This is a genomic window from Flavobacterium limi, assembly GCF_010645075.1.
GTDB lineage: Bacteria > Bacteroidota > Bacteroidia > Flavobacteriales > Flavobacteriaceae > Flavobacterium > Flavobacterium limi.
In genome coordinates this window covers 1-22608 of sequence record NZ_JAADZV010000010.1, presented here as the reverse complement: position 1 = coordinate 22608, position 22608 = coordinate 1, and the positions used below count along the sequence as shown (strand labels likewise).

25 protein-coding genes and 1 tRNA gene are annotated in these 22608 nt (G+C 33.8%); 11 read left to right on the top strand and 15 right to left on the bottom strand.

The features are described 5' to 3' along the window. The first annotated feature begins 1 nt into the window (after window position 1). The 4 genes from GXM16_RS18395 to GXM16_RS18380 all read left to right on the top strand — a co-directional run bounded on the left by GXM16_RS18395 (window position 2) and on the right by GXM16_RS18380 (window position 3215). Window positions 2-1453, top strand: coding sequence for an LptF/LptG family permease (locus tag GXM16_RS18395; protein ID WP_163395961.1), 1452 nt, complete (start codon window positions 2-4; stop codon window positions 1451-1453). Between the two features lie 5 nt (window positions 1454-1458). Next, window positions 1459-2589: a 3,4-dihydroxy-2-butanone-4-phosphate synthase gene (ribB, locus tag GXM16_RS18390; protein WP_163395960.1), complete on the top strand. Its 1131-nt coding sequence runs from the start codon at window positions 1459-1461 to the stop codon at window positions 2587-2589. A gap of 1 nt (window position 2590) precedes the next feature. Beyond that, window positions 2591-2989 (top strand): acyl-CoA thioesterase, encoded by a 399-nt coding sequence (locus GXM16_RS18385; RefSeq protein WP_163395959.1) that lies wholly within the window; start codon window positions 2591-2593, stop codon window positions 2987-2989. Window positions 2990-3127: 138 nt separating this feature from the next. Continuing rightward, window positions 3128-3215: transfer RNA gene (locus tag GXM16_RS18380), tRNA-Ser, on the top strand. A gap of 243 nt (window positions 3216-3458) precedes the next feature. On the opposite strand, the gene GXM16_RS18375 is transcribed toward GXM16_RS18380, so the two are convergent. Both GXM16_RS18375 and GXM16_RS18370 read right to left on the bottom strand, forming a co-directional pair. Beyond that, window positions 3459-3662, bottom strand: a complete 204-nt coding sequence (locus GXM16_RS18375) for a hypothetical protein (protein ID WP_031453673.1) — start codon at window positions 3660-3662, stop codon at window positions 3459-3461. A 165-nt stretch (window positions 3663-3827) separates the two neighbouring features. Then, the gene (locus tag GXM16_RS18370; RefSeq protein WP_163395958.1) at window positions 3828-4100 is read right to left on the bottom strand and encodes an integrase core domain-containing protein; all 273 of its coding nucleotides are present in this window, start codon (window positions 4098-4100) and stop codon (window positions 3828-3830) included. Between the two features lie 259 nt (window positions 4101-4359). Between GXM16_RS18370 and GXM16_RS18365 the strand changes: the two genes are divergently transcribed. From GXM16_RS18365 to GXM16_RS22695, 4 genes are read left to right on the top strand one after another with little or no spacing between them, the layout of a single operon-like run. Beyond that, a complete protein-coding gene (locus tag GXM16_RS18365; RefSeq protein WP_163395957.1) occupies window positions 4360-5115 on the top strand; it encodes a hypothetical protein in 756 nt (251 codons plus the stop codon). A 1-nt stretch (window position 5116) separates the two neighbouring features. After that, the gene (locus tag GXM16_RS18360; protein ID WP_163395956.1) at window positions 5117-5512 is read left to right on the top strand and encodes a DUF5675 family protein; all 396 of its coding nucleotides are present in this window, start codon (window positions 5117-5119) and stop codon (window positions 5510-5512) included. 11 nt (window positions 5513-5523) lie between these two features. Further along, window positions 5524-5733, top strand: a complete 210-nt coding sequence (locus GXM16_RS18355) for a hypothetical protein (RefSeq protein WP_163395955.1) — start codon at window positions 5524-5526, stop codon at window positions 5731-5733. A gap of 1 nt (window position 5734) precedes the next feature. After that, window positions 5735-5908, top strand: coding sequence for a hypothetical protein (locus tag GXM16_RS22695; protein WP_167519878.1), 174 nt, complete (start codon window positions 5735-5737; stop codon window positions 5906-5908). A gap of 50 nt (window positions 5909-5958) precedes the next feature. On the opposite strand, the gene GXM16_RS18350 is transcribed toward GXM16_RS22695, so the two are convergent. The 3 genes from GXM16_RS18350 to GXM16_RS18340 all read right to left on the bottom strand — a co-directional run bounded on the left by GXM16_RS18350 (window position 5959) and on the right by GXM16_RS18340 (window position 8064). Further along, window positions 5959-6261 (bottom strand): hypothetical protein, encoded by a 303-nt coding sequence (locus GXM16_RS18350; RefSeq protein ID WP_229684384.1) that lies wholly within the window; start codon window positions 6259-6261, stop codon window positions 5959-5961. A gap of 102 nt (window positions 6262-6363) precedes the next feature. Next, window positions 6364-7095, bottom strand: coding sequence for a helix-turn-helix domain-containing protein (locus tag GXM16_RS18345; RefSeq protein ID WP_163395954.1), 732 nt, complete (start codon window positions 7093-7095; stop codon window positions 6364-6366). A gap of 279 nt (window positions 7096-7374) precedes the next feature. Next, window positions 7375-8064 (bottom strand): hypothetical protein, encoded by a 690-nt coding sequence (locus tag GXM16_RS18340; protein ID WP_163395953.1) that lies wholly within the window; start codon window positions 8062-8064, stop codon window positions 7375-7377. A gap of 325 nt (window positions 8065-8389) precedes the next feature. Between GXM16_RS18340 and GXM16_RS18335 the strand changes: the two genes are divergently transcribed. Continuing rightward, window positions 8390-10087, top strand: coding sequence for a helix-turn-helix domain-containing protein (locus GXM16_RS18335; protein ID WP_163395952.1), 1698 nt, complete (start codon window positions 8390-8392; stop codon window positions 10085-10087). 371 nt (window positions 10088-10458) lie between these two features. Here the strand turns inward: GXM16_RS18335 and GXM16_RS18330 are convergent, their stop codons facing one another. The 4 genes from GXM16_RS18330 to GXM16_RS18315 form a co-directional block, all read right to left on the bottom strand. Next, complete coding sequence (locus tag GXM16_RS18330; RefSeq protein WP_163395951.1) at window positions 10459-10908, bottom strand: hypothetical protein; 450 nt, start codon at window positions 10906-10908, stop codon at window positions 10459-10461. A gap of 244 nt (window positions 10909-11152) precedes the next feature. Then, the gene (locus GXM16_RS22745) at window positions 11153-11689 is read right to left on the bottom strand and encodes a hypothetical protein (protein WP_188726558.1); all 537 of its coding nucleotides are present in this window, start codon (window positions 11687-11689) and stop codon (window positions 11153-11155) included. Between the two features lie 762 nt (window positions 11690-12451). Further along, a complete protein-coding gene (locus GXM16_RS18320) occupies window positions 12452-13009 on the bottom strand; it encodes a hypothetical protein (protein WP_163395950.1) in 558 nt (185 codons plus the stop codon). 233 nt (window positions 13010-13242) lie between these two features. Then, complete coding sequence (locus tag GXM16_RS18315) at window positions 13243-13686, bottom strand: SLATT domain-containing protein (protein ID WP_163395949.1); 444 nt, start codon at window positions 13684-13686, stop codon at window positions 13243-13245. A 963-nt stretch (window positions 13687-14649) separates the two neighbouring features. Here GXM16_RS18315 and GXM16_RS18310 point away from each other — a divergent pair. Next, window positions 14650-15819 (top strand): IS3 family transposase, encoded by a 1170-nt coding sequence (locus GXM16_RS18310; RefSeq protein WP_163395948.1) that lies wholly within the window; start codon window positions 14650-14652, stop codon window positions 15817-15819. A 10-nt stretch (window positions 15820-15829) separates the two neighbouring features. Next, the gene (locus GXM16_RS18305; RefSeq protein WP_163395947.1) at window positions 15830-16438 is read left to right on the top strand and encodes an IS3 family transposase; all 609 of its coding nucleotides are present in this window, start codon (window positions 15830-15832) and stop codon (window positions 16436-16438) included. A 126-nt stretch (window positions 16439-16564) separates the two neighbouring features. Here GXM16_RS18305 and GXM16_RS18300 read toward each other — a convergent pair whose 3' ends face one another. The 6 genes from GXM16_RS18300 to GXM16_RS18275 all read right to left on the bottom strand — a co-directional run bounded on the left by GXM16_RS18300 (window position 16565) and on the right by GXM16_RS18275 (window position 22438). Next, on the bottom strand, window positions 16565-17608 hold the full coding sequence (locus tag GXM16_RS18300) for an HNH endonuclease domain-containing protein (protein WP_163395946.1): 1044 nt from the start codon (window positions 17606-17608) through the stop codon (window positions 16565-16567). A 124-nt stretch (window positions 17609-17732) separates the two neighbouring features. Further along, a complete protein-coding gene (locus tag GXM16_RS18295; RefSeq protein ID WP_163395945.1) occupies window positions 17733-18395 on the bottom strand; it encodes a hypothetical protein in 663 nt (220 codons plus the stop codon). Between the two features lie 262 nt (window positions 18396-18657). Next, on the bottom strand, window positions 18658-19683 hold the full coding sequence (locus GXM16_RS18290; protein ID WP_163395944.1) for a restriction endonuclease: 1026 nt from the start codon (window positions 19681-19683) through the stop codon (window positions 18658-18660). Window positions 19684-19842: 159 nt separating this feature from the next. Then, entirely contained in the window at window positions 19843-20937 is a 1095-nt protein-coding gene (locus GXM16_RS18285) for a hypothetical protein (protein WP_163395943.1), read from the bottom strand. Between the two features lie 4 nt (window positions 20938-20941). Further along, window positions 20942-21493, bottom strand: coding sequence for a hypothetical protein (locus GXM16_RS18280; RefSeq protein ID WP_163395942.1), 552 nt, complete (start codon window positions 21491-21493; stop codon window positions 20942-20944). Window positions 21494-21607: 114 nt separating this feature from the next. After that, a complete protein-coding gene (locus GXM16_RS18275; RefSeq protein WP_163395941.1) occupies window positions 21608-22438 on the bottom strand; it encodes a nucleotide-binding protein in 831 nt (276 codons plus the stop codon). Window positions 22439-22608: the final 170 nt, after the last annotated feature.

Sequence of the window (22608 nt, the reverse complement as noted above, 5' to 3'; positions counted from 1 at the left end):
GTTGAAAATTTTAGACAAATACTTACTAAAAACATTCCTGATTACATTTACTACGGTATTTGTAATCCTTTTTTTTATATTCATACTCCAAACGGTCTGGCTCTTTATTTCTGAACTTGCCGGTAAGGATCTGGATTTGATATTAGTTGTAAAGTTCCTGCTGTTCTCAATGCCCAGAATTATACCGCTTGTTTTGCCTTTATCGGTTTTATTAGCTTCGATCATGACTTTTGGTAATTTGGCGGAAAATTATGAGTTTGCGGCAATGAAATCTTCGGGTATTTCTCTTCAGCGTGCAATGAGAGTTCTGATTATTTTCATCTTTGTGTTAAGTATTGTTGCCTTTTGGTTTTCTAATAATGTAATTCCGTATGCTGAATATAAATTTGTCAATTTCAGAAAAAATATTGCGCAGGCCAAACCTGCAATGGCAATAGCAGAAGGCCAATTTAACGATGTCGGCTTTTACAACATTAAGGTAAATAAAAAATCCGGGGAAAACGGCAATATATTAACCGGGGTCACCATCCATGAAAAACCCACAAACATGGGGGAAAACAAAACAGTTATAAAAGCCAAAAACGGAGAATTAATAAGCAGCGAAAAGTCCAGTATTTTACAATTAGTACTTAATGACGGGTACTATTATCAGGATGTTACTCCAAAAAAATATGAAGACAGAGCTAAGTTACCTTTCGTAAAAGGAGCTTTCAAAAAGCAAATTATCAATATTGACTTATCTGAATTAAATAAAACTGACACTGAAAAAGAGAACATCAACAGCACCAGCACCATGCTGAATGTTAATGAGCTGCGATACACGCTCGATTCTCTAAATAAAAACAGAGATAACGAGGTTGTTTCATTTACTGAAAACATAAATCAACGTGTTGGGCTATCAAAGTTTGTTACAGTTTCAAAAGAAAAGCAGAGAAAAAAATCATTACCTGATAATCTTTTATCTCTTTACGACACAAAGCAAAAAAAGGCCATTTTAGATATGGCAGCCAGCAATATAACCAGTACCATCTACTCTATTGAATCAACTCAAAATGAATTAAAAGACAAACAGCGTGATATCAACAAACATCTAACAGCACTTTACGAAAAGTTTGTTATTGCTTTTGCATGCTTTTTAATGTTCTTTATTGGTGCACCTTTGGGAGCCATTATTCGAAAGGGAGGACTTGGCTTACCAATTGTATTCGCTGTTTTAATCTTTATTACATTCCATTTCATCAATACTTTTGGGAAAAGGCTTTCACAAGAAGGCGGAATGACTCCGTTTATGGGAGCATGGATGTCATCGTTTATATTGTCTCCTTTGGCAATTTTATTGACTTACCGTGCTACTAACGATAACGGCCTTATCAATTTTGATATTATAACAACTCCCATTCAACAAGCATTTCAAAAAATTTCCGAGCGATTCTTACCCGCTCAAAAACAATAATAATTATGTCAACAAAAATACAACTCAATACCATTGAAGAAGCTATAGAAGACATTCGTCAGGGTAAAGTAATAATTGTAGTCGATGATGAAGATCGCGAAAATGAAGGTGATTATTTGGCCGCAGCCGAAAAAACTACTCCTGAAATGATCAACTTTATGGCTACTCATGGCCGCGGATTAATTTGTGCCCCCCTTACTGAAAGCCGCTGCAAGGAACTTGATTTACGCCCAATGGCAACCAATAATACCGATCATATGGAAACTGCTTTTACGGTTTCAGTTGATTTAAAAGGAAATGGTGTGAGCACAGGAATTTCGGCTGCTGACAGATCCAAAACAGTTTTATCATTAGTCGACCCTAATACCAAGCCTCATGATTTAGCACGTCCAGGACATATTTTTCCGTTAGTTGCCAAACAAGGAGGCGTTTTAAGAAGAACAGGCCATACAGAAGCCGCTATCGATTTTGCAAGGCTGGCAGGTTTTAAACCGGCTGGTGTTATTTGTGAAATTCTGAACGAAGACGGAACAATGGCACGTTTGCCACAATTGGCAGAAGTCGCCAAAAAATTCAATCTAAAACTAGTATCCATTGAGGACTTAGTCGCTTACAGAATGCAACACGACAGCCTCATCGTTAAAAAAGAGGATTTTGATATAGAAACCCGCTTTGGCACTTTCAGATTAAGAGCTTATGAGCAAACTACCAATAAGCAAATACATATTGCCCTGACTAAAGGAACGTGGAATTTAGGGGAATCTATCTTAACGCGTATCCACTCGTCTCAGGTTAATAATGATTTATTGGGCACTTTAACGAACAATGTAGACCAGCAATTGGATGACATGTTTAAGATTATCAATGAAGATGGAAAAGGAGCTGTTATTTTCATCAATCAGGACATGACTGCTGTCAATCTTTTAAACCGTATTTCAGAATTAAAAGCTTTGCAGGCAGAAGGAACCATGAAAGCCCCTAAAGTGGTCATTGACACAAAAGATTACGGAATCGGAGCCCAAATATTACACGATCTTGATATTTCAAAAATCAGATTAGTTTCTAATACCCAGCAGACAAAACGTGTTGGTATGATAGGATATGGCTTAGAGATTACAGAATATGTGAACTACTAATATGGGAACTTTAGAAGAAAGAATCATAAAGTCTGAAACCCGTATTTTCAAAGCCGTTTTTCCAAGTACCACCAATCATTATGATACCTTATTTGGAGGGACGGCCCTTCATCTTATGGATGAAGTGGCTTTTATCTGTGCGACACGATTCAGCCGAAAGAAGGTGGTGACTATTTCTACAGGCCAAATTGATTTTAAAAAAGCAATTCCTGCCGGAACTTTAATAGAATTAGTTGCAAAAGTGGATAGTGTTGGAAGAACAAGCTGCAAAATTCATGTAGATATTTTTATGGAACAAATGTATTCAGAGCTTCGCGAAACGGTAGTTTCAGGAACTTTTTCGTTTGTTGCGGTAGATGAGAACAAAAAACCAACGCCAATTTTAGACGATTTAGAATAATTTTAAAAAATTTACACTTTCGTAAATACTGATAATTAGACACTTGAAAATCTATCAAAAAAAGTTCTAAAAAAGTTTCCAAAACCGAAAAAGCGTCTTATATTTGCACTCGCAATCAGCAAATGATTGCAACATACTGGAGAAATGGCAGAGCGGTCGAATGCGGCAGTCTTGAAAACTGTTGACTGTAACAGGTCCGGGGGTTCGAATCCCTCTTTCTCCGCCAGTAAGAGTTTCAGAAGAAACTTTAAAAGTCAAAAGCCTTTAAACACTAGTGTTTAAAGGCTTTTTCGTTTTCTGCACTTTTTGAAAAACACCTATTAATAGCTAAGAAGTAAAGCAGGATGCTAAAAAAGTCATGCTTTTTACACTTTAAAACTTATTATTTGCCTTTCCTGTTTACCATCACTATTATCTGAACTGGCTACTTTTAAAAACAGCATTATGACAGCCGCGAAACTGTTCTTGATTATCCAATTATGCAACGTACTACATGCTCTATTTTAAGACCTGTATATTCGCAAAATTCCTGAATTGAAACTAATTGATGATCTTCTTTTTTAAGATGCTTTTTGATCTTCAATAAATACAATCTCGCCTGCGCATATTCTTTGCCCATAATGCACTGTACATCTTTAGGATAAATACAAACCCTTGTACCTTTTGTTATCACGTTTTGTTTTTAATACACTATTCATACACTATCCATGCCTTTGCCATGCTTTAACCATACCTGTGCAATGCATCCTGTGCCGTCCTTGACCCGTCCTAAAATAACTATACAGATTATCAAATAAATCCTGCTTTAGCTATACACCCGTAATTCTTAATCCTAAACTTACCATACAATTGTTTTTTCATGGCTAAATTTTTTATTATAATTCTCCCATCGCTTCTTCAAGTTCCCTGTTTGCAAATGAGCTTGATTTGGGGTTAGGTAATCGCAACTTGAATATGGTCTGATTTCATTATAAACCTTAATACTTTTCTTTATTTGATTATAGGTTTGTTTAAAACCCAACTGGCTACCATGAAGATTGAACTCTGTCTTGATGATTCCGTTTGCACGTTCCGCCAATGCATTTTCATAACGATCTCCATTTTCAGTCATGCTGACCCGACCTAAAATTAACTATACAGAAACTCTGCAATGCAACCGGATATATTCACAAATTTAGAATAAACAAGGAATAATCTTACATACTAAAATAGTCGATTTTGTATGTTTTTGTTTGGTTTCTAACTACAAGTCTTTGAATTCTTACCATTATAACTGAACCTTTGCCTAAATCATTCGGGATTTAGTTGCAACGATTGTCGGGATGAATCTGAATTAATTAATTTATTATTAACCAAAAAAATTAAACATTATGGCAAGACAGAAAGGAATTATCAAATTGAAGGGTACAATAGGAGACATTACCTTCTACAAATCAAAAGACGGGTATATTGCAAGAGAAAAAGGAGGCATTGATGCGAGCCGAATTGCAACCGATCCGGCATTTCAGCGTACCCGTGAAAACGGTTCAGAGTTTGGAAGGGCAGGAAAAGCCGGCAAAGTTTTACGTCTCGCCTTGCGCTCTGTGTTAATCAATTCTGCTGACAGCAAGATGGTAAGCCGACTTACAACGCAAATGGTTAAAGTTATTCAGGCAGATGTTACAAGCGCCAGAGGCTTGCGGAATGTTATCGATGGGGAAGCCGAGCTGCTTTCCGGGTTTGATTTCAACATTAATGGAAAACTGGGGACTATTTTGTACGCCCCTTATACGGCAACAATTGACCGATTAACAGGCGATTTAACTATAAACATAGCTCCTTTTGTACCCATTAATATGATTGCAGCGCCAAGCGGTACTACTCATTATAAAATCATTTCGGCAGGGGCGGAAATTGATTTTGAAGCTGAAACTTTTACAAGCAGTAATACTGAAACTGCCCTATTACCCTGGAATACAGTCCTGACCGCTGCGATTCAGCACACGAACCCTATTACCCCTGCGAGTATCAAACCCCTATTTCTTGCATTAGGTATTGAATTTTATCAGGAAATCAACGGACAGATGTACCCCTTGAAAAGCGGAGCAAGCAATCCATTGTCACTGGTTCAGGTAAGCGGTGTGTAAAATGGTACTGAAGCTAACCCGAACTTATTTTTCTAACGGAACGAATGGCAGGCTTGAATATGAAGGCAAACTCATCTGTTTTACGATTGAACTGCCCTGGAAAAACAATATTCAACGCGTTTCCTGCATTCCTGAGGGAGAATATTTCATCACGAAACGGTACAGCAGAAAATTTGGATGGCATCTTGAAGTACTTCAGGCAGCAGGCAGAAGCTTTATTCTGTTTCATCCAGCCAATAATGCTTTACGAGAACTTAACGGATGTATTGCACCCGTCACAAAATTGTCGGGTTCAGGGACTGGCACTATGTCACGCGCAGCCTTTACCAAACTAAAAAATTTAGTTTACCCTATAGTGAACAAAAATGACAATGTGTTATTACTTGTACAATCTTAAAACTAAAAATCATGAATGTAATAAAAAGAGCCACGGCTCCAACACCAAAATTTTTTAAACTATTACGCAACATCGGCCTGTCAATTGCTGCAGCCGGCGGTGCCCTGATGACAGCCCCAGCAGGTTTACCTCACGGCCTGGTAACTTTTGCAAACTATCTGATTGTTTCCGGGACTGTTTTGTCTGCCGTGAGTCAAATTACTACCTTAAATGATGAGTAAAATGACAGTCAGCAACACCACTTTATCAACTGCGAGTGGTACCTTTTTAAGTATCCTTCCCAATTTAAACTCGGAAGATGTTTTAAAAACAGTGCTTCTTGCTGTTATCGGCGCTGTGGTTAGTTTTACATTATCTTTTGTATTTAAAATTCTAATTGCAAAATACAGAAGATAATCTTTTCCTTAACCTGAAAAGCCCATTCCAAAATTGGAATGGGCTTTCTTTTATTCTTTTTTAAGCCTTAAGGGAATTATATGTACCTGACTTCCTTTAAATGAATTGAAAGAGGGCTCATACAGTATATATCCCAAAATATGTAAATTTTTCAAACATTTATGATATGTTGCCTTCGAGCTTATTTTACTGATCCGCATCACTTCATCACGTGAAATACTAACTGGATTTTTAAAAAAATTGCGATTCCATGACTGGAATAATGCCATGTATAAACTAATATGTGTCGGATTAAGTGTTTCATCATTTGAAACTCTATCGAAAAATTCTGCCAGGTGTTTTATGTAGTTCATGGTTACTTCTTATTGGGAGTATTGGGGTTAACAGGCTGATGCCTGTTTTTTTAAACATTCTACTTTTATGGAAAGATTAAATGCTACAAGCTGTTTATTGGTTTAAAAACGGTTCCCCATTTGAGACCGATATTCTGAGGGTGCTACTGAGGTATGTGTTTTAAAAAAAGTACTAAAAGAAGACAGGTCATTAAATCCCAGCTGTTCTGCAATTTCCAACAGTGTCCATTCTTTATTTTGAAGCTGCTTTTTTATTTCTATCACGATCCTCTGCTCAATCAATTTTTTCGCTGTATGTCCTGTTACCTGTTTTACTATCTTATTCAGGTATCCGGCAGTGATACATAATTTATCTGCATAAAAACCAACATTATGCCGGGTTCTACAATGCTCTTTCAGCAACAAATGAAACTGTACTGTCAGCTTCTCTCTTCTCCCTGTCTTTGAAACCCTATCTGATACCTGGTTTGTATATACTGAAGCCAGTTTGAAAAGCAAAAGCTCCATAATATGCTGCAATTCTATTTTCTGACCCGGTTTTTTACTCTTGTTTAAGATACAAACCAGCTTAAACAGCTGTACCATCGCTTCAAATTCCTCTTCATACCATTTTGATCTGACCGTACCGCAACTAATCAGCCAACTAAAGGTTTCCAGATCATTCTGAAATAAATAATCAATACTAAACGCCATTAAAAATATATGAAGTTTCCCTGAAGTTATGATTTGGCTGCTTCTTTCATTTTGTAAAATTATCAGTACCTCCTGAGGCAACAACTTGTATGCAGCATCCTGTAATTTTATTTCGAAAGTGCCCGATTTTAGCAGTATCACGACACAATTGTTTATTTTAAAACATTTCTTAATGATTCGTTTTTTCTTATCCAGTTTAACGTAATACGCCTGTAAACCTAAGACAGGTTCCTTTTTAAATATACTCCTTATTCTCTCCCCGATCATTGTTAAACAGTTGAATAGCATTTGAAATCTTGCCCTATAGTGACTGATTTTGTGGGAAAAATGAAGCGGTACAAAAACAGGCCGCTGCTACAGAACGGACCTGTTTTATTCCTGCCTCATTTCAGGCTAAATCAAAAAAACTTTTCTCTATTTTTAGATAAACCGATCTATTAATACTATTACAGCAATTAGCGGTGCCTGATTGCGATTAAAGAAAGGGGACGCTTTTTTATTTGCTACTGAAGTTTCCCAGTCCCTGTCTTTTCGACGTGATTCAACATACAGGGAATAATTAGAAATTACAGCAACCGTTACTATAACTTCCTTATCTTCTTCTGTCAGTGCCGTATTTTCTTTTACAGCTTCTTTATAAGAATAAATGAAATCCCTGATTTCCTTGTAGTCCTGACCCGATACCCCGATCAAATTTTCTATGAACTTTATCAGACTCGTTCCGGCTTCTTTACTTATTGCTGTATTCTTCACTATATCAGCCAGATTACGATTTGGATTTTGCATAATGCTGATGACGTACCGGGGCGTGATTGACCCGGTTTCTACTTCCTGCCGGCTACATTCCCAATTTTCTGCAATGTACCGGACCTGATTTGTCAATTCCTCAACGGAATTCGGAAAACCGTAGTTTTGAGTGTATTTGGTCATAAGACTGTAAAATAATTTTCCTTTTATCTCAGCAGCATCTGCTGTGCCTGCTTCCTGCACTATTCTTTCGCTTTCTATAGTCTTACGCTTTTGGGCTGTCTGCTCCTTTTCAGGAACTGCTTCCATGTCACATGAAATGAACGCAAGCATTGTCATAAGGATTACTAGTTTTTTTTTCATTTTGGTTGTTTGTAAGTGAATGAGAAATTATTTCTCTGTTCCTTTTACCCGGGACAGCAGAACTTTATTAAGCACGATGCTTAACTATTTTGCATTTGAATTCGGAACAAATCTATTGGGTGCAGCAATGCCACACAACGCAATGCCTGTGTGTTTTAACAGATTGCTATATGGATTCCATTAAAATCCACAGCTCTTTTTATCTTTCCCCGTCCTTATTTTCCTTGTTTCCCTTATATTTGGTACCGCCCGTGTACCTGCTCCGGTTGTTATCATCCCTAATCCCGCTTTATTAAATTAAAATACGCTCAAATTATCCGCCCTTATGAATTACAACCATTTACTCCTGGCATTCTTATCATTTGTACAAGTTCTTTCTGCCCAAAAACAGACTCCTAAACTTCCGGACTCCTTAAAGAAAAAGAGTTACGAGTATCTGGATGAAAAAATCTATGCCCTTAAAACAGACAGTTCTGCAGCGAGTGTGTATCTGTATGCTTACCTGCGAAAGGCCATTCATGAAAAAAATGCAGCAGAAACGGTGAACGCTTACCAAAACCTCTTGCATCAATCTCCTGAAAGACTGCGACTGGTATATGCTGACAGTATGCTTTTTACTGCCAAAAAGACTACTGATAATGCCTTAATTGGCTCTGCTTACCTGTCTAAGGGAATTGTTTACTATGGATTAAAACAACAAAAAGAGGCCCTTGACCATTATATCCTTGCCAACAATTTTATTTCCAGAACCGATGATGAGTATCTTAGCCATAAGGTGAAATACAATATTGCCCTGGTCAAATATTATTTAGGGTATTATGACGAGGCTATCTCTTATTTTAAAGACTGTGTACTCTATTTTAAAGGTGACCAAACGAGACCTTATCTGAATTCCTTACATGCCTTAAGTGTTTGTTACAACAAAATTGGCAACTATGTACGCTGCTCACAGACGAATAATATTGGCCTTTCTGAAAGTAAAAAACTGGACTGTGAGGATATGGAAGCTTATTTTCTGCATTCTGAAGGAATCAATGACTATTTTAAAGGAAATTACGGACTTGCCCTAAAAAATATTGAATCTTCGCTTGCCACCATTCGCGCCAACAAAGATTTTGGCAATGAAACCGTTGCCTATTTTTATATGGGCAAAAGCTACCAGCGCCTAAAAAAAACCGAAAAAGCCCTCCTCTATTTTGAGAAAGTCGATCAGGCTTTTACTTCTAAGGGGTATATACGTCCTGATTTGCGGGAAGCTTATGAACTTTTGATTTCGCATCATAAGGAAACCCATAACTTAACCCAACAATTGTATTACGTGGATCAACTGCTCAAAGCTGACGACGTGCTGGATGCTACTTATGAATACTTAACAGGCAAACTGCATAAAGAATACGATACGAAACAATTACTGAGTGAAAAGGAACATATCCGGCAACAGTTCCTACATCAACAATACAACCTGTATTTTCTTGTGGGCACCATAGTGCTGTTGTGCCTCTTTTTATTTTACCTGACTTACCGTCTGCTTACTAAAAGAAAAAAATATAAAAAGAAGTTTGAAAAACTAATGCTTGAAAAAAATGAAAGCAACAAAGGCAAAACAAAAATGAAAATCAACCATTCCCATCTTACTGAAATTGCTGCGGAAACTGTCACCTTTATCTTAAAACAACTGGATGTGTTTGAACAGGAAAAAAAATTCCTTGCCAAAGACCTGAAACTGTCTACGCTAGCCGCCATTTGCAACTCCAATACAACTTATTTGTCCCAGATTATTGCCCATCATAAGGGTAAAGGTTTTAATGAGTATATCAATGACCTGAAAATTGATTATATCATCGCTTTGCTGAAAGAAGACCGAAAAACGCGAAATTATACCAATGCAGCCTTAGCAGAAGAGGCCGGCTTTAGTACTACGCAGCGCTTTGTGTATGCTTTTAAAGCCAAAGCCAAAATGCCTCCTTCTTATTTTATCGAACAGCTTAAAAAGGGAGCGTCTGCAACTGGTAATAAAAATTAAATTCATGAGAGCATGTTTGACAAAGAAGAATGGGTCACTCCAAAAAGTCCATAATAATTTACCATAAAATCATTATTGTTTTAACCGCGTTGCAAACGCTACTTTTTGGGATAACAATTTAAGCAGGCACTCGTTGCAAACGAGGGCCGGTTGGAGGCTGGGCGAGCTTATCCTAAAACTCTTTGCTAGTGAGGGCAATTTCTACCCTTAGTTTGCATCACTTTGCGGGCACAGAATACAATTCTGCGCTAACGTTGTACAGACCTGCGATCGGGAAAATCTGGTTTCAAAACACACACGAAAGGATTCGTGCGGGAGCGGGAAGCGAGCGCCCAGTTGGGGTTTGTCAAACGTTGATTTTTAGTATAACATTATTTCTTTCTTAGGTTAGGCTTTGCAATTTCCTCACACTGAGAAAAACTTGCTTCATATTTTAATATATTTATTATAACAGAGTTATCAACCAATATTTTGTCCTCTAGAAAAACAATTCTCAAAAGAAGTTTTGTAGCTTCTTTTTGTTTTTTGGCAGGAATATTAATAGTTACCCAATCTTGAATTTTCTTTTCATTTCTGTTCTCAACATTATATAAAAAGGATTTAGGATTACTATCTTTGTTAGCAATTGAATATATATAATCAAATGATTTTTGCCATTCAATATAATCCTCACTAGCAGTCATTTTATCATGTAATACTATTGCATTTTTTAACTGTGCATCACTTAATTTTCTAGTATCATTATCTGTTTCTACATCGCCCATAATTTGTGCATGGCTAAATGTTGTGAAAAATACCAAGATGAAAACTATTTGTCTCATTGTCTTTATTTTTTTTAGAGTTAATATACTTATTAATAAGTAGTTATGTGGTTTAAATAATTTATCAAAAACTCCCCAAATGCTAAACATTGGCATACCGTTCTTATCGAGTAAATTGGCTAAATATTACTTCGTTTTACAAAGCTCAAAAATAATTAAAAAAGATTACAGACAATAAAGTGTAATATTTAAATGCTATGTACTTTGGCAACAAAATTTTATTGACTTTGTTTGCGGGCACGGATTACAAATCCGAGCGATCGGGTTTTTTCTCCCAAATCTTTCTAATTAACTGCAAAAGTTTCGGTTTTTCATTTTTAGTTTCTTTTTTACCAGACTCGATTTCTTCCAGGGTTACAGTTCGGTGATTGGCTCTTATGTAGTCAAACTCATCCATATCTGGCTGTATTAAATCAGCTCCGCCTTTATGTGGAAACTCAACATAATCTTTTGGCGGAATGGGTAATTCCTGCTCACATTCTTCTGAGCATAAATTAGCAAGCATTGGTATTGTATCAGTTCCAACATCTGCAGTAATCCACATTTGGTTGGTTGTTTCATATGATAGCTTCTTTTCGCAGACACTACATTTTAAATTGCCTCCATAATATCTAACTGGGTTATGGTCAAGTTTTGGAAATCCCATTCGGTTTTTATAATTCCCATACAGTACTCTCGTGCTAATTCGACTGTCTTTTAGTTTTTTACACTTATAAATCTCGAATGGAAACCAATGTAAGTCATAAGAAGTATACGGGTCGAAAAACTCAAGCGATTCCATTTGTCCAATTTCAGGCGGAATTCTCTTCAGATTACTTCCATAAAGTCCGATTTTCTTAACTTTTTTAAGTTTTGCGATTGACTCGGGAAGAGTGAAAATTTGAACAAATAATTCATCTCCAAGAGCTTCTCTCGGGACAAACTCGTCAGATCCATTTTCAGCAACGTGATCAATGTATTCACATAGTTTTTTCCATGCAACAGAATTTCTGTCCTGAACATCATTTGATATTTTGGAAATTCTTTTATTCAGAGTCCTTATTAGCTTGTACCTAATTTATTTATATGCGGTACAAAATAGCGACAATCTGCCCGAAATTGGGTATGTACACGAATTTTTGTTACGTTTATATATTTTCAAAAATAACCAAAAAAAGTATAAAACATCAAAGAATATTTAGTTCCCTCTACCCTTTTCAATAAGTAATTACATAAGCTGTTGGTTATTTAAAGTCGGGAGACTTTAGGAGGTTTTGAATTTACAAGAACATTAAAAAAATGTGTAAAGTCGAAGACATTTTCACAGCGTTTCATTAAGAAATCTGGTTTCAAAAGCCACACGAAAGGATTCGTGCGGGAGCGAGGGGAGCAGGGTCAATTTATATGTTTATTTTGCTTTACTTTGCGGGCACAGAATACAATTCTGCGCTAACGTTATGCAGACCTTCGCGATGGGTTTTGAATTTACAAGATGATAAAAAAATTACGCAAAGTCGGAGACATTTGCATAGTATTAGAACAGAACACTTCGAAGAGAGAGTATTTATTGTAGATTTTCATATTTTTCAAGAATATGCATCATATTTTCATTTGAAAGTACCGTATTTTCTATTTCGGCAACTAATTCCGGTTTTGATTTTGTAATTTCCAGGAGCGTTGATTTCTTCCCTTTAAAAAGTCCCATTTTATATTTTATACCTTTATCGTCAACCAAATATTCGGAGTGTTGTATTGAACCGTCATATAAGTTTTGAGAAATATCCCAATACCACTTGATTTTTGCACCATTGTAAACAACTTTTTTTAAAGCTTTACCATTATTTACATAAAGTTGCTGTTTTTGATCAAAATCTGTGAACTTTAACTCTTTTACATCTGCAGCTTTTATTTTTTCTTTCTTTTCACCATTTTTATCTACAAGGATTAGCATTCTATAAAAACTACTTTCATCTATTAGCTTTTTGTTAAACATATTTGTACTTATTTCAATTGTAGCGTTAATTGTATCACTATTCATCTTGATTATATTAGCATCCAAATATTTTTGAGAGAAACTTAGTGAAAATGATAAAATGAACAAAATTGTAAAAGTATTTTTCATTGGAGTATATTTAATGTTTATTTCTGCTAACTTATGTATATGTGATTTCATCACACATATATAAAATCTTTGGTTAGGTATGTTTGACAAATACCTACAATATTTATTTACGAATGTGTGAATAAATATTTATAATCAATAGTAAATTGAGTTGTTCTATCTTCTTAACTTAGAAAATTTATTGATTTTGCTAACGTTTCACGAGCGTGACGCTAATGCCAGCCTGAGGACTATTAGCTGTTGCTTTCCTTTTGTTCATCCAATGTAGTTTTCCATAATTCTTCCTGCTGTCCTATGATATTTTGATATTGCCGAAAGAATTCCTTAATTCGTATCTCATTTAGCCCTACTTTTTTTTCAAATTGAAATTTGTTTTGTAAGCTCAGGAGTTGAAGTTCAATTACCTTATTCTTAATCCAGTACTCTTCAACATTCCAAAATGTCATAAGAGTTGTCAAGCCTGTAGTGATGGCCCCTATTATTAGTGCAATGTTCTTTTGATTAGTTATCCATTCTTTACCTAAATCAAGCCCTAAAACAATAGTTGAAATTGCCGTTAGACCTACTAGTGGATATTTAAACATCCTGACGACATTGAACATTCTACTTCTTCTCTTTGTAAACTCATTAATACTATCTTGAATTTTGTCTTCAGTAATTTTAATTAATTCTTCCATAGATCATATTTTAATTAGGGTAACTTGTATATAACCGAAACAAACCTTCGCATATCACTCCCTGTTAAGATAAATTGACACAATTTCATTTCATTTTATATCTTCTCAAAAATAGCCAAAAAAGATTACAAATTATCAAAATAATATTAGGTTACCTGCTCTGTTCAATAAAACCAAATTACAAAAAACAGTTATTTAAAGTCGGGAGACTTTAAGGGGTTTTGATTTTACTAGAACATCTAAAAAATTGTGCAAAGTCGAAGACGTTTGCACAGCGTTTCATTATATACACTTCGGAGAGCGGGGGCACTCGTTGCAAACGAGCGCCAGTTGGGGGAAACACTTAGGTGAGCAAGGTTTGAGTTTACAAGAACATTAAAAAAATGTGCAAAGTCGAAGGAATTTGCACAGCGCTTCATTAGGAACACTTCGGGGAGCAGGGGTCTGAGACATTCGCACAGCAATGTAGCGTTTCATTAGGAACACTTCGGGGAGCTGGTTCAGAGCAATCATAAAAAAACCCTTGAATCTCTAGGGATCCAAGGGTTTATTGTGATGCCCCCCACAGTACCACAAAAAATTTATTATTAATTAAGATGAAATCTGTTTTTGGATTTTTAATATCACTGATTTTATCCTTTTCTAGTTTAAGTCCTTTCCTTTATTCATGACTACTATTAAAGAATTACACCCTGTAAAACAATTCAAATGTAAGAAAAATATCCATATTGAAAAAAAATTATAATTATATATTTCTTACAAATAATCAATCAATGAAAATAGATTGATAAAAAAATAGGCTGGCTATTACATCATTTTATAGACATTCGCCTAATAAGTTTACTACTTCTAATTAATCGCTACTAAAAAATTAAAACATTTTTAAACTGATCAATAACATCTATACTTATGATTTTAAGTAATTTAGAATATTCTAATAGCGATATCTAAAATAGTATTCATATGGCAGAAAAAATAAGCTACAGTCCAGATTTTAAAGCAAATGCTGTGATATTAAGCTATATCAAGAAAAGCGTTAACGAAACTTCTAAAGAACTGAATATATCACCAAAATTACTTTCTAAGTGGCGCACTGTCTATAGGACTTTTAAGAACGGAAGTTTTCCGGGCAAAGGAGGTAAAAGAATTTACTATGAGGACAAGCGGGTTTTCGAATTGGAAAAAGAACTTGCAGAAGCACAGTTACGATTAGAAATATTGAAAAAAGGAATCCAATTTATGGCCCAAGGCAAACACGCCCTGTATAACTTTATCCATAAAAATAAGATAAAATATCCTATTGGTCTTATGTGCGAGGTTTTAGGTGCTTCAACTTCAACTTACAATTTATGGACGATACAGCCTGTTTCAAAAAGTGAAGCCCGTGTCAGCCTGCTTAAAGAGACAATAGCTTCCGTATTTTACGAATTTAATCAGCATTACGGATGCATCCTAATAACAAGAGAGCTGCTCAAACAAGGAATTTTAATCTCTGAAGGTCAGGTTTCATTCTATATGAAAGAGCTGGGGCTTAAAAGCAAAGTCAAAAAGAAATATAAAGTAACAACCGATTCTAAGCATAATCTGTATACTTCGCCGAATATCCTGAACAGGCAGTTCAAAACAAATAAGCCATCGAAGGTTTGGGTCTCGGACATTACCTACATTCAGATTGAGAAAAGTTTTTTGTACCTTACTGTGATTATCGATTTGTATGACCGAAAAGTAGTGGGTTGGAACATTGGTTCTGCCCTCTCTACTAAAACCACTACCCTGCCCGCATGGAAAATGGCTGTAAGAAACCGCAAAATTAAAGATGGTTTAATTTTTCATTCAGACCGCGGAGTACAGTATGCCAACAAGTTATTTACAGCTACTCTGGATCAATATAAATGTGTCCGAAGCATGAGCCGAAAAGCAGACAGTATTGACAATGCTGTTTCTGAAAGTTTTTTTAATTCGCTGAAAAGAGAGCTGATATATATGCAGACAAGATTATTGACACCAGCAGAAATGAGAATGGCGATACAGGATTACATAGAAAACTGGTATAACAAAAAAAGAAGGCATTCAGCACTCGATTATAAATCTATCGAGGAATTTAATGCAGAAAATAATTTTCAAAAACGATAGTCTTTAGCTTATGAAAGAAAAAAAACAAAGTTATAGTCCAGATTTAAAATTGCAAGCTGTCCTGTTAAGTTTCGAAAAAGGAACTATAGCTGAAGTAGCTCAAAAATTTAACATCACAAGCCACTCCTTATGTAATTGGCGCAGGATCTTTATAATACATGGCCCGGAAAGTTTTTCTGTTTATGGAAAAGGCAAATTAAGTACTGATGAAAAAAAGATTTTTGAGCTTAAAACAAAAATTAAAAAGTTAAATACACAATTTGAAATTATTAAAGGAGCAGCGGAATCTCTTCAAAAAGGATCTCTAGAAATCTTTCAGTATATAGCAGAAAATGAACAAAAACACTCCAGTTATCTCATGTGTAAAACTCTGGGGGTATGCTTAAACAGCTATAATAAATGGAAATATGAATATGTTTCCGAACGACAACAATGGAAAAGGATGGTTAAGGAAGAAATTACATCGATATTTATAGCATCCAAAAAACGGTATGGCTCCAGGCGAATTACAGCTGAACTGCAAAAATCCGGATATCAATTATCTTCAAATACAGTCCTAATTTATATGCGGGAGTTAAATCTTTATGTTTCTGTGAAAAAAAATAAAACCCGAATTTAAAAATGATAAAGCATAATATTTATAAGACCACTAAAAAATTACTCAAAGTATGAATATTTGCGTAGCTTATAACTGGAACGCTCCGGAGAGCCTTTTTTTATGTACTAGTTCATAAACACAAACCTATTAATCTTTCATATATGAAAATCCGTTATTACTTGCAATAGTGATCAAAGGCTGAATAGTTTCTTTATATCGTAAATAATCAAATCCACAATCTTCTATATCCGGGAAAATAGTGAGATAATCTTCTAAGTATCTATTATTGGAATTATAACTTTTCACAATTTCATAAGCTGTTTTTTGTAGGTTATAAAATTTATCGAAATGTTTTTGTACGGATGGAAGTTTATCTCCTTTTGAACAATTAAAGGTTTTGTCAATTGGGATTAAATTCCAAATTAGGTCATGAGAAACAAATGCGTGAGGTACAAAATGATCCAAAGCATATTTCTTTTCTTCAAAAACTAATTTGTTGTTGGTAAAAATACAGTCAACAGAACCTAATTCATTAAATACCAATTTCCAATATTCATTGGTTTGTTTAACTAATGAATTTCTCGTAATTGCTTTACTGATCTTATTTGGAATGTCCGGGACATTTGGATTTCTTTTTTGAAGAAAAAGTGACAAATTCCAATAGCAAAAATCCTTTAATATCCTGGAATTAGATTGCAAATAGGAAATCCAGATTGGGTTGATCTCTATGGCATCTTTTTCTAAACGGTAAAGACATCCATAATCAAAATTTTGAGAAAGCGAATAAATTTCATTACGATTGCCTGAAAACCAAGACGAAATAAACCAATGCGGTACATTTTTATCGAAATGCTTTAATATCCTTATTGTTTCTGTATTAACCGAATTATCTAAAACAGCATTTATTATATTTTTGTTTTCGTTAATCTGAAGGTTTTCAATTTTTATAAGTGCCTTAACTGCATCCTGTATCAAATCCTGCTTACCAAAAGAAATATGAAAATAATTTACTGTATACCACGAATTGCTTATCATCCGCGAGAAAATATTTCTTTTCGCAATATGTATACCTCCTTCTTCAACCAGTTCAAGTATTGCTAAAAACCAATAAAATTTGTAAGTAGCAGATGTACTTGAAAATACTGACGCCAGTTTATCTATTGGCAGGTATTGAGATTGTGGAATTTGCATAGATTTATTTTGCGGCTATTTTTTCAATTGAATATTGAGAAACAAATCTACTAAGTTTTTTAATTTACATAAGTAAAAAATGTGCAAAGCCAGAAAAGTCTCTTAGCTTTTTATTAGGAACATATCAAAGAGCGGAAATCGAATTTTCTTTTTCTCTTTTTTCCTTTTCAAGTGAGACCGCATTAGACAAATCTCTCTGAAACTGATTTTTATAGTATTTGTAATGTTCGTTACCACCGATATTTTTATATCCTAACTTCATTTCAAAAATTATTTGATCTTCTAATTCAGAAATAATACACTTCATTTCTATAGGTTTTGGAATTATTGTATATGTCTTTTTTGTACGCAAATTTCCATCAGATTTCACATGATAATACATTGCAAAATATACATCCGCAATCGTGAGCGCTTTGCTTTTTAGATTTTTTTTGTTTGGCAAATATGATTTCGATAAAACATTTAGTCTTGAAACTTTATTTATCAAAGTTTTCATATCGAACATTTCTGTAAAACTTTCTTTATTCCTTGATAATTCTTCCAAATATGCGGGCATTTTTTTTTGGTTTTGAATATGCTCAATTTTTTCTTCAGTGTCTTTAAAAAGCATGAATAAGCCTCTATAATAAGAATCCAAGAATTGAAGTATCTCAAGAATTTCTTCAAGCTTGCCTAATCGTAATTGTCTTTTTAAATTTTGTCTTGTAAAAAAAATTGTAGCAATTGAAATAGTAATTGCGATCAATGAAAACGCAAACGGAATAATTTTATAAATTTCAATTTCCATAATATTAATCAAAGTTCTTTATGATTGGCAAAATCCATTTCATTTTATATCTAATCAAAAATAGCCAAAAAAGATTACAAACCATTAAAAGAATATTTGGTTACATTACTCTACTCAATAAAACCAAATTTCATAAAACAGTTATTTAAAGTCGGGAGACTTCTAGAGGTTCTGAATTTACAATAACATCAAAAAAATTGTGCAAAGTCGAAGACATTTGCACAGCGTTTCATTAGGAACACTTTGGAGAGCGGAGAGCGGGCTAAATATCTCTGTTCAATGCGATTATCCCATTGTTAAAAAGCATTTTTGAAAACTCGACACCGTTAATTAATTGTATTTGATTTTGCTTCGCCAGATTTGAAGCTGTTTCATTAAATGTATCAGCAGTAGTTATAACCCAAGCTAATTTATTATATCCATCATCAACGCTATCCTTATTCGTTTTATATTCTAAAACTTGATTTGTTCCCCACTCACTTATCTGTCCTGTTTGAAATTTAGCTTGTGTATAAACTATTAGCTTTAAATTTTCAAATACTGCTACTATATCAGCATCACCCTCCTTATCACGTTCATTTTTAGCGGGAATATAAACCTGATTAGCTCCGGCACTTTGAAAATAAAGCTTTACAAGTTTTTCGAATTTGTCTGGATTTAGTTCTGTTTTAATTGTGTCTAAAATAATTCTAGCTGTTTTATCAATTAATATAGAATGCAAATGAATTGGCTTGTTTAATTGGAAGTTTTCAATGCTTTTAATAACACTGCCTTTTATATCGTTTATGTTTGCATTAGTTTGTCTAATTTTCATTCGCGCGGTTAGCTTCGAATCTGCGAACTTATCTCTTGGAATGTTTCTATAAAGAATTTTTATTTTGCGAGCAAATCCTAAATCATATGAATCACCATTTTCCTGAGCTAACAAATTATTATCCAAAACAACTTTCTTGTTTCCCCAAGCTTTTAAATCAGTTGAAAATGACTTTTCTATCAGTAGAGGTCCATCATCTATAATTTCACAAATATGAAATGCTCCCCAAGTAGGAACTACTACAATATCACCTTTTTTAAAACGTAAAAAATACCATAAATTATAACGAGTCCTTGGTGTATTGCCCCAAATTTCTGTAAAACGATTGTTGAAATAGTCCCATTCTTTTTTTAATGTCCTTTCAATCATTTCTTCAAAAGAAAAATCAGAAAATCCAATTGTTAAAAAACCTTTATCCAATAACGGATATGACAATTCCGCTAAATAAGAAATTCTATGTAACCAATAATCCATAAGTTAAATAAATGCTTGTTATGATTAAAATATCAATTTCAAAAATAACCAAAAAAGATTATAACCATCAAAACAATATTTAAGTACCTAAGCCATATTCCATAAAGATAAATTTCATACAAAAAAATTTAAAGTCGGGAGACTTTTAGAAATTTTGAATTAGTGGGAATATAAAAAATTTACGCAAAGTCGGAGACGTTTGCGTAGCACTGTAGCTATAAAAACACTTCGGAGAGCTGGAGTTAATCGGTGATTAAAAAACAAATCGTCTTTTGGTAAATTATACAATCCTTTTTGACATAGTTGTCTTAAAGTCGAAATAATAATTATAGCATCATCGTAGTTGTCATGTTCTAATAGAGTTTCAATACTTTTACAAATTATAGTCAAAAATTTTCGTGAAGTACTATCAGTATGCTCATTTGTCAACGCTTTGCGTTTTATATAAATAGATAAAGTACCGATAAGAATATTTTGGAAATCCTTTCGCTCAGCGTTAGCACATACTTGAAAACAAATCTTTTCAAATGAGATGCATAATAATTTTTCAATGCGATATCTTAAATCATATTTTTCTAAAATCTTATTTTTTTTAATATTATCTACCGCTTCAAAGTACATCTTTAAACATGCAGCAAATTTGTCAATATCATTGTTTTGGATTGTTATAGAGATTGAATTGTAAATCAGCGAAAACGGATTGTTCTCTATATTTATTAACTTAAAATTAGTTTCTCCATAATCGTGCATTGGGGTTTCATCTGGTTTAGAAAATTCCAGTTCAGATATTTCCTTTATTTGTTTTTTATCTTCTAAATTGAAATTTTCAATAAATTGATTTATTTTTTTAGTAGAGATTTTCCGCTTTACTAAAATTATAGGATTGGTTTCTTCATTTGCGACGACAACTAATAAAATTATTAAGTAACTAAGAATTGGAATACAGATTAATCCTGCTAATGGAACATATTTTAAATTATAAAAAAGACAGAAAAGTGGAATTTGAGATATGAATATTGTTAAATAAGAAAAAATTAATTGCCTTCTTGACATTGATCGGTGTAAGGCTTTATAAGGCGAAAATTGATATTGTAAAAGGGAAAAGCTAATTGAAAATGTTGCGATAGTCATAGATATCGAAACAAATCCAATATTATAAATTGTCAAATCTTCAATATTAGCCAAATTTAATACTAACAAAATGACAACTAAAAATGGAATGGAGGAAAGTGTTTTTATAAATAAAGAATTCATTAATTTATTTTGTAGTTAATACTTTGGGAACATGTAAGCGATATAAATTACCGATCTGATTCGCTTTATCATAATCGAACAAACGTTTTTCGACTTGTCTCGCTGTAATATTAAGTTCATCTGCAAGTTTTCGAACAACTTGAAAATATTTTGCACAATCATTCAGTGAAAAATTTTGTCCACGTTCATTGGTATCTACCATTTTAGCATAATATAGTTGTCGCCAAACTCTAATATCTATTACAGGATATTTAGTAGGATCATAAAACATAAGAATTGCAGAAGCAGCAGGAAAGCTTACACCTTTTAATGCAGTCAGTATGTGAATTTTCAAAAGATCATTTTCGGTACTAAATGCAAGTTTCGTGATCTCTTCTATTTCGCTTTCGGTATTTGCCTTATAATGATTTAAAGGCCGTGGTGACTTCCAATTAAGAATTTTTAAAAGTTGCCCTTTTGTTAAATAATCCTGCTTGTTTAGTGACTCAAATTCTTCAAAAAGTTTTAATGTTTTTGAATCTTCATAATCTGAAATTTCTAATAGTATTTGTTTCATATTTAAGACTTTTTTTTAAAAAATTTGTGAATCAAGTGTTTATATCAAAAAAATACAAGAAGTCATATACATCTTCCACAGCATTTAAGATCAATATGCGAGCGAATAAAGGTTTTATTGTTCAACTGTGTTGGTATAGTTTCTTAAGGCAACTTCACTTGTTTCATTTAAATCAATTTCCAAATAGTATTCTCGCACATATTTTAATAGAGTAGAAAAACTTTTCTTTAGTTCTACAACTAATTTGGTTAGAGTCTCATAATCAAGGTCAGCATCCCTAATTTTGTCTCCATGTACAGTTGTTGAAGTAAATTTATAAACTTTTGTGCCAGGAATTGGATAATAGTGCCTGTAATACGATAGAGATTTTTCCCATAAGAGTTTATAATTTTTAAGGAGTTTTAATATTTTCTTGTCATATAAATGGAAGGAGCTGCTGTCAAAAATTGAAGAAAAATTAAGTTCAAAATCAAATATTTTATGAATAATTAAATCAGGAAATTCGTTAATGAATGTGTCAAAAGTGGGAATATGTAATGATTCAAGAATCCATTTTAAATTTTCCACATCCATTCTTCTTTTTTTTTCTTCTAAAGTTTCTTTTTTTATTTGTGATGGCTTTAGAGGAGATTTTTTTAATATGGCTTCGATTGATTCCTTAAGAACTCTTGATAACGCTCCTTTACCAAATTTATCATTTTTGTTTTCTATTTTGAATGTTGTAATTCTATGCCTATCTATGTCAAAAGGCAAATCTTCGGGGAATTTACCAAACTTTAAATTGTATAATAAAATAATCCTTTCCCATCCCAGAGAAGAAATGGCATGTCCAAGTTCGATTAAAACATTCGGATTTGGAACCTTCCTTCCTTCATAATCTTCATTTATAATTGTTAAATCACAGATGAAAATATCAGTATTCTTTATTTTGTTGAAAATTGTCATTGGAATATTTGGACTGCCAGAAGTATTTCTCGTAGCTTCATCTAATTCAATATGAATTTCACTTATCTCATTTTCTAAAAGATTTGCTGATTCTGGAAAAACCGGTCAATTTGACCACCTAATTCCGGAGTAAATTGACCACGCGTTCCGTAGCAAAGTGACCACCTGAT

Bases quoted from the DNA above. Each gene is read 5' to 3' on its own strand.
- ribB (WP_163395960.1), top strand. From the start codon at position 1,459: ATGTCAACAAAAATACAACTCAATACCATTGAAGAAGCTATAGAAGAC.
- GXM16_RS18385 (WP_163395959.1), top strand. From the start codon at position 2,591: ATGGGAACTTTAGAAGAAAGAATCATAAAGTCTGAAACCCGTATTTTC.
- GXM16_RS18370 (WP_163395958.1), bottom strand. From the start codon at position 4,100: ATGACTGAAAATGGAGATCGTTATGAAAATGCATTGGCGGAACGTGCA.
- GXM16_RS18365 (WP_163395957.1), top strand. From the start codon at position 4,360: ATGGCAAGACAGAAAGGAATTATCAAATTGAAGGGTACAATAGGAGAC.
- GXM16_RS18360 (WP_163395956.1), top strand. From the start codon at position 5,117: ATGGTACTGAAGCTAACCCGAACTTATTTTTCTAACGGAACGAATGGC.
- GXM16_RS18355 (WP_163395955.1), top strand. From the start codon at position 5,524: ATGAATGTAATAAAAAGAGCCACGGCTCCAACACCAAAATTTTTTAAA.
- GXM16_RS22695 (WP_167519878.1), top strand. From the start codon at position 5,735: ATGACAGTCAGCAACACCACTTTATCAACTGCGAGTGGTACCTTTTTA.
- GXM16_RS18350 (WP_229684384.1), bottom strand. From the start codon at position 6,261: ATGAACTACATAAAACACCTGGCAGAATTTTTCGATAGAGTTTCAAAT.
- GXM16_RS18340 (WP_163395953.1), bottom strand. From the start codon at position 8,064: ATGAAAAAAAAACTAGTAATCCTTATGACAATGCTTGCGTTCATTTCA.
- GXM16_RS18335 (WP_163395952.1), top strand. From the start codon at position 8,390: ATGAATTACAACCATTTACTCCTGGCATTCTTATCATTTGTACAAGTT.
- GXM16_RS18330 (WP_163395951.1), bottom strand. From the start codon at position 10,908: ATGAGACAAATAGTTTTCATCTTGGTATTTTTCACAACATTTAGCCAT.
- GXM16_RS22745 (WP_188726558.1), bottom strand. From the start codon at position 11,689: ATGGAATCGCTTGAGTTTTTCGACCCGTATACTTCTTATGACTTACAT.
- GXM16_RS18320 (WP_163395950.1), bottom strand. From the start codon at position 13,009: ATGAAAAATACTTTTACAATTTTGTTCATTTTATCATTTTCACTAAGT.
- GXM16_RS18315 (WP_163395949.1), bottom strand. From the start codon at position 13,686: ATGGAAGAATTAATTAAAATTACTGAAGACAAAATTCAAGATAGTATT.
- GXM16_RS18310 (WP_163395948.1), top strand. From the start codon at position 14,650: ATGGCAGAAAAAATAAGCTACAGTCCAGATTTTAAAGCAAATGCTGTG.
- GXM16_RS18305 (WP_163395947.1), top strand. From the start codon at position 15,830: ATGAAAGAAAAAAAACAAAGTTATAGTCCAGATTTAAAATTGCAAGCT.
- GXM16_RS18300 (WP_163395946.1), bottom strand. From the start codon at position 17,608: ATGCAAATTCCACAATCTCAATACCTGCCAATAGATAAACTGGCGTCA.
- GXM16_RS18295 (WP_163395945.1), bottom strand. From the start codon at position 18,395: ATGGAAATTGAAATTTATAAAATTATTCCGTTTGCGTTTTCATTGATC.
- GXM16_RS18290 (WP_163395944.1), bottom strand. From the start codon at position 19,683: ATGGATTATTGGTTACATAGAATTTCTTATTTAGCGGAATTGTCATAT.
- GXM16_RS18285 (WP_163395943.1), bottom strand. From the start codon at position 20,937: ATGAATTCTTTATTTATAAAAACACTTTCCTCCATTCCATTTTTAGTT.
- GXM16_RS18280 (WP_163395942.1), bottom strand. From the start codon at position 21,493: ATGAAACAAATACTATTAGAAATTTCAGATTATGAAGATTCAAAAACA.
- GXM16_RS18275 (WP_163395941.1), bottom strand. From the start codon at position 22,438: ATGACAATTTTCAACAAAATAAAGAATACTGATATTTTCATCTGTGAT.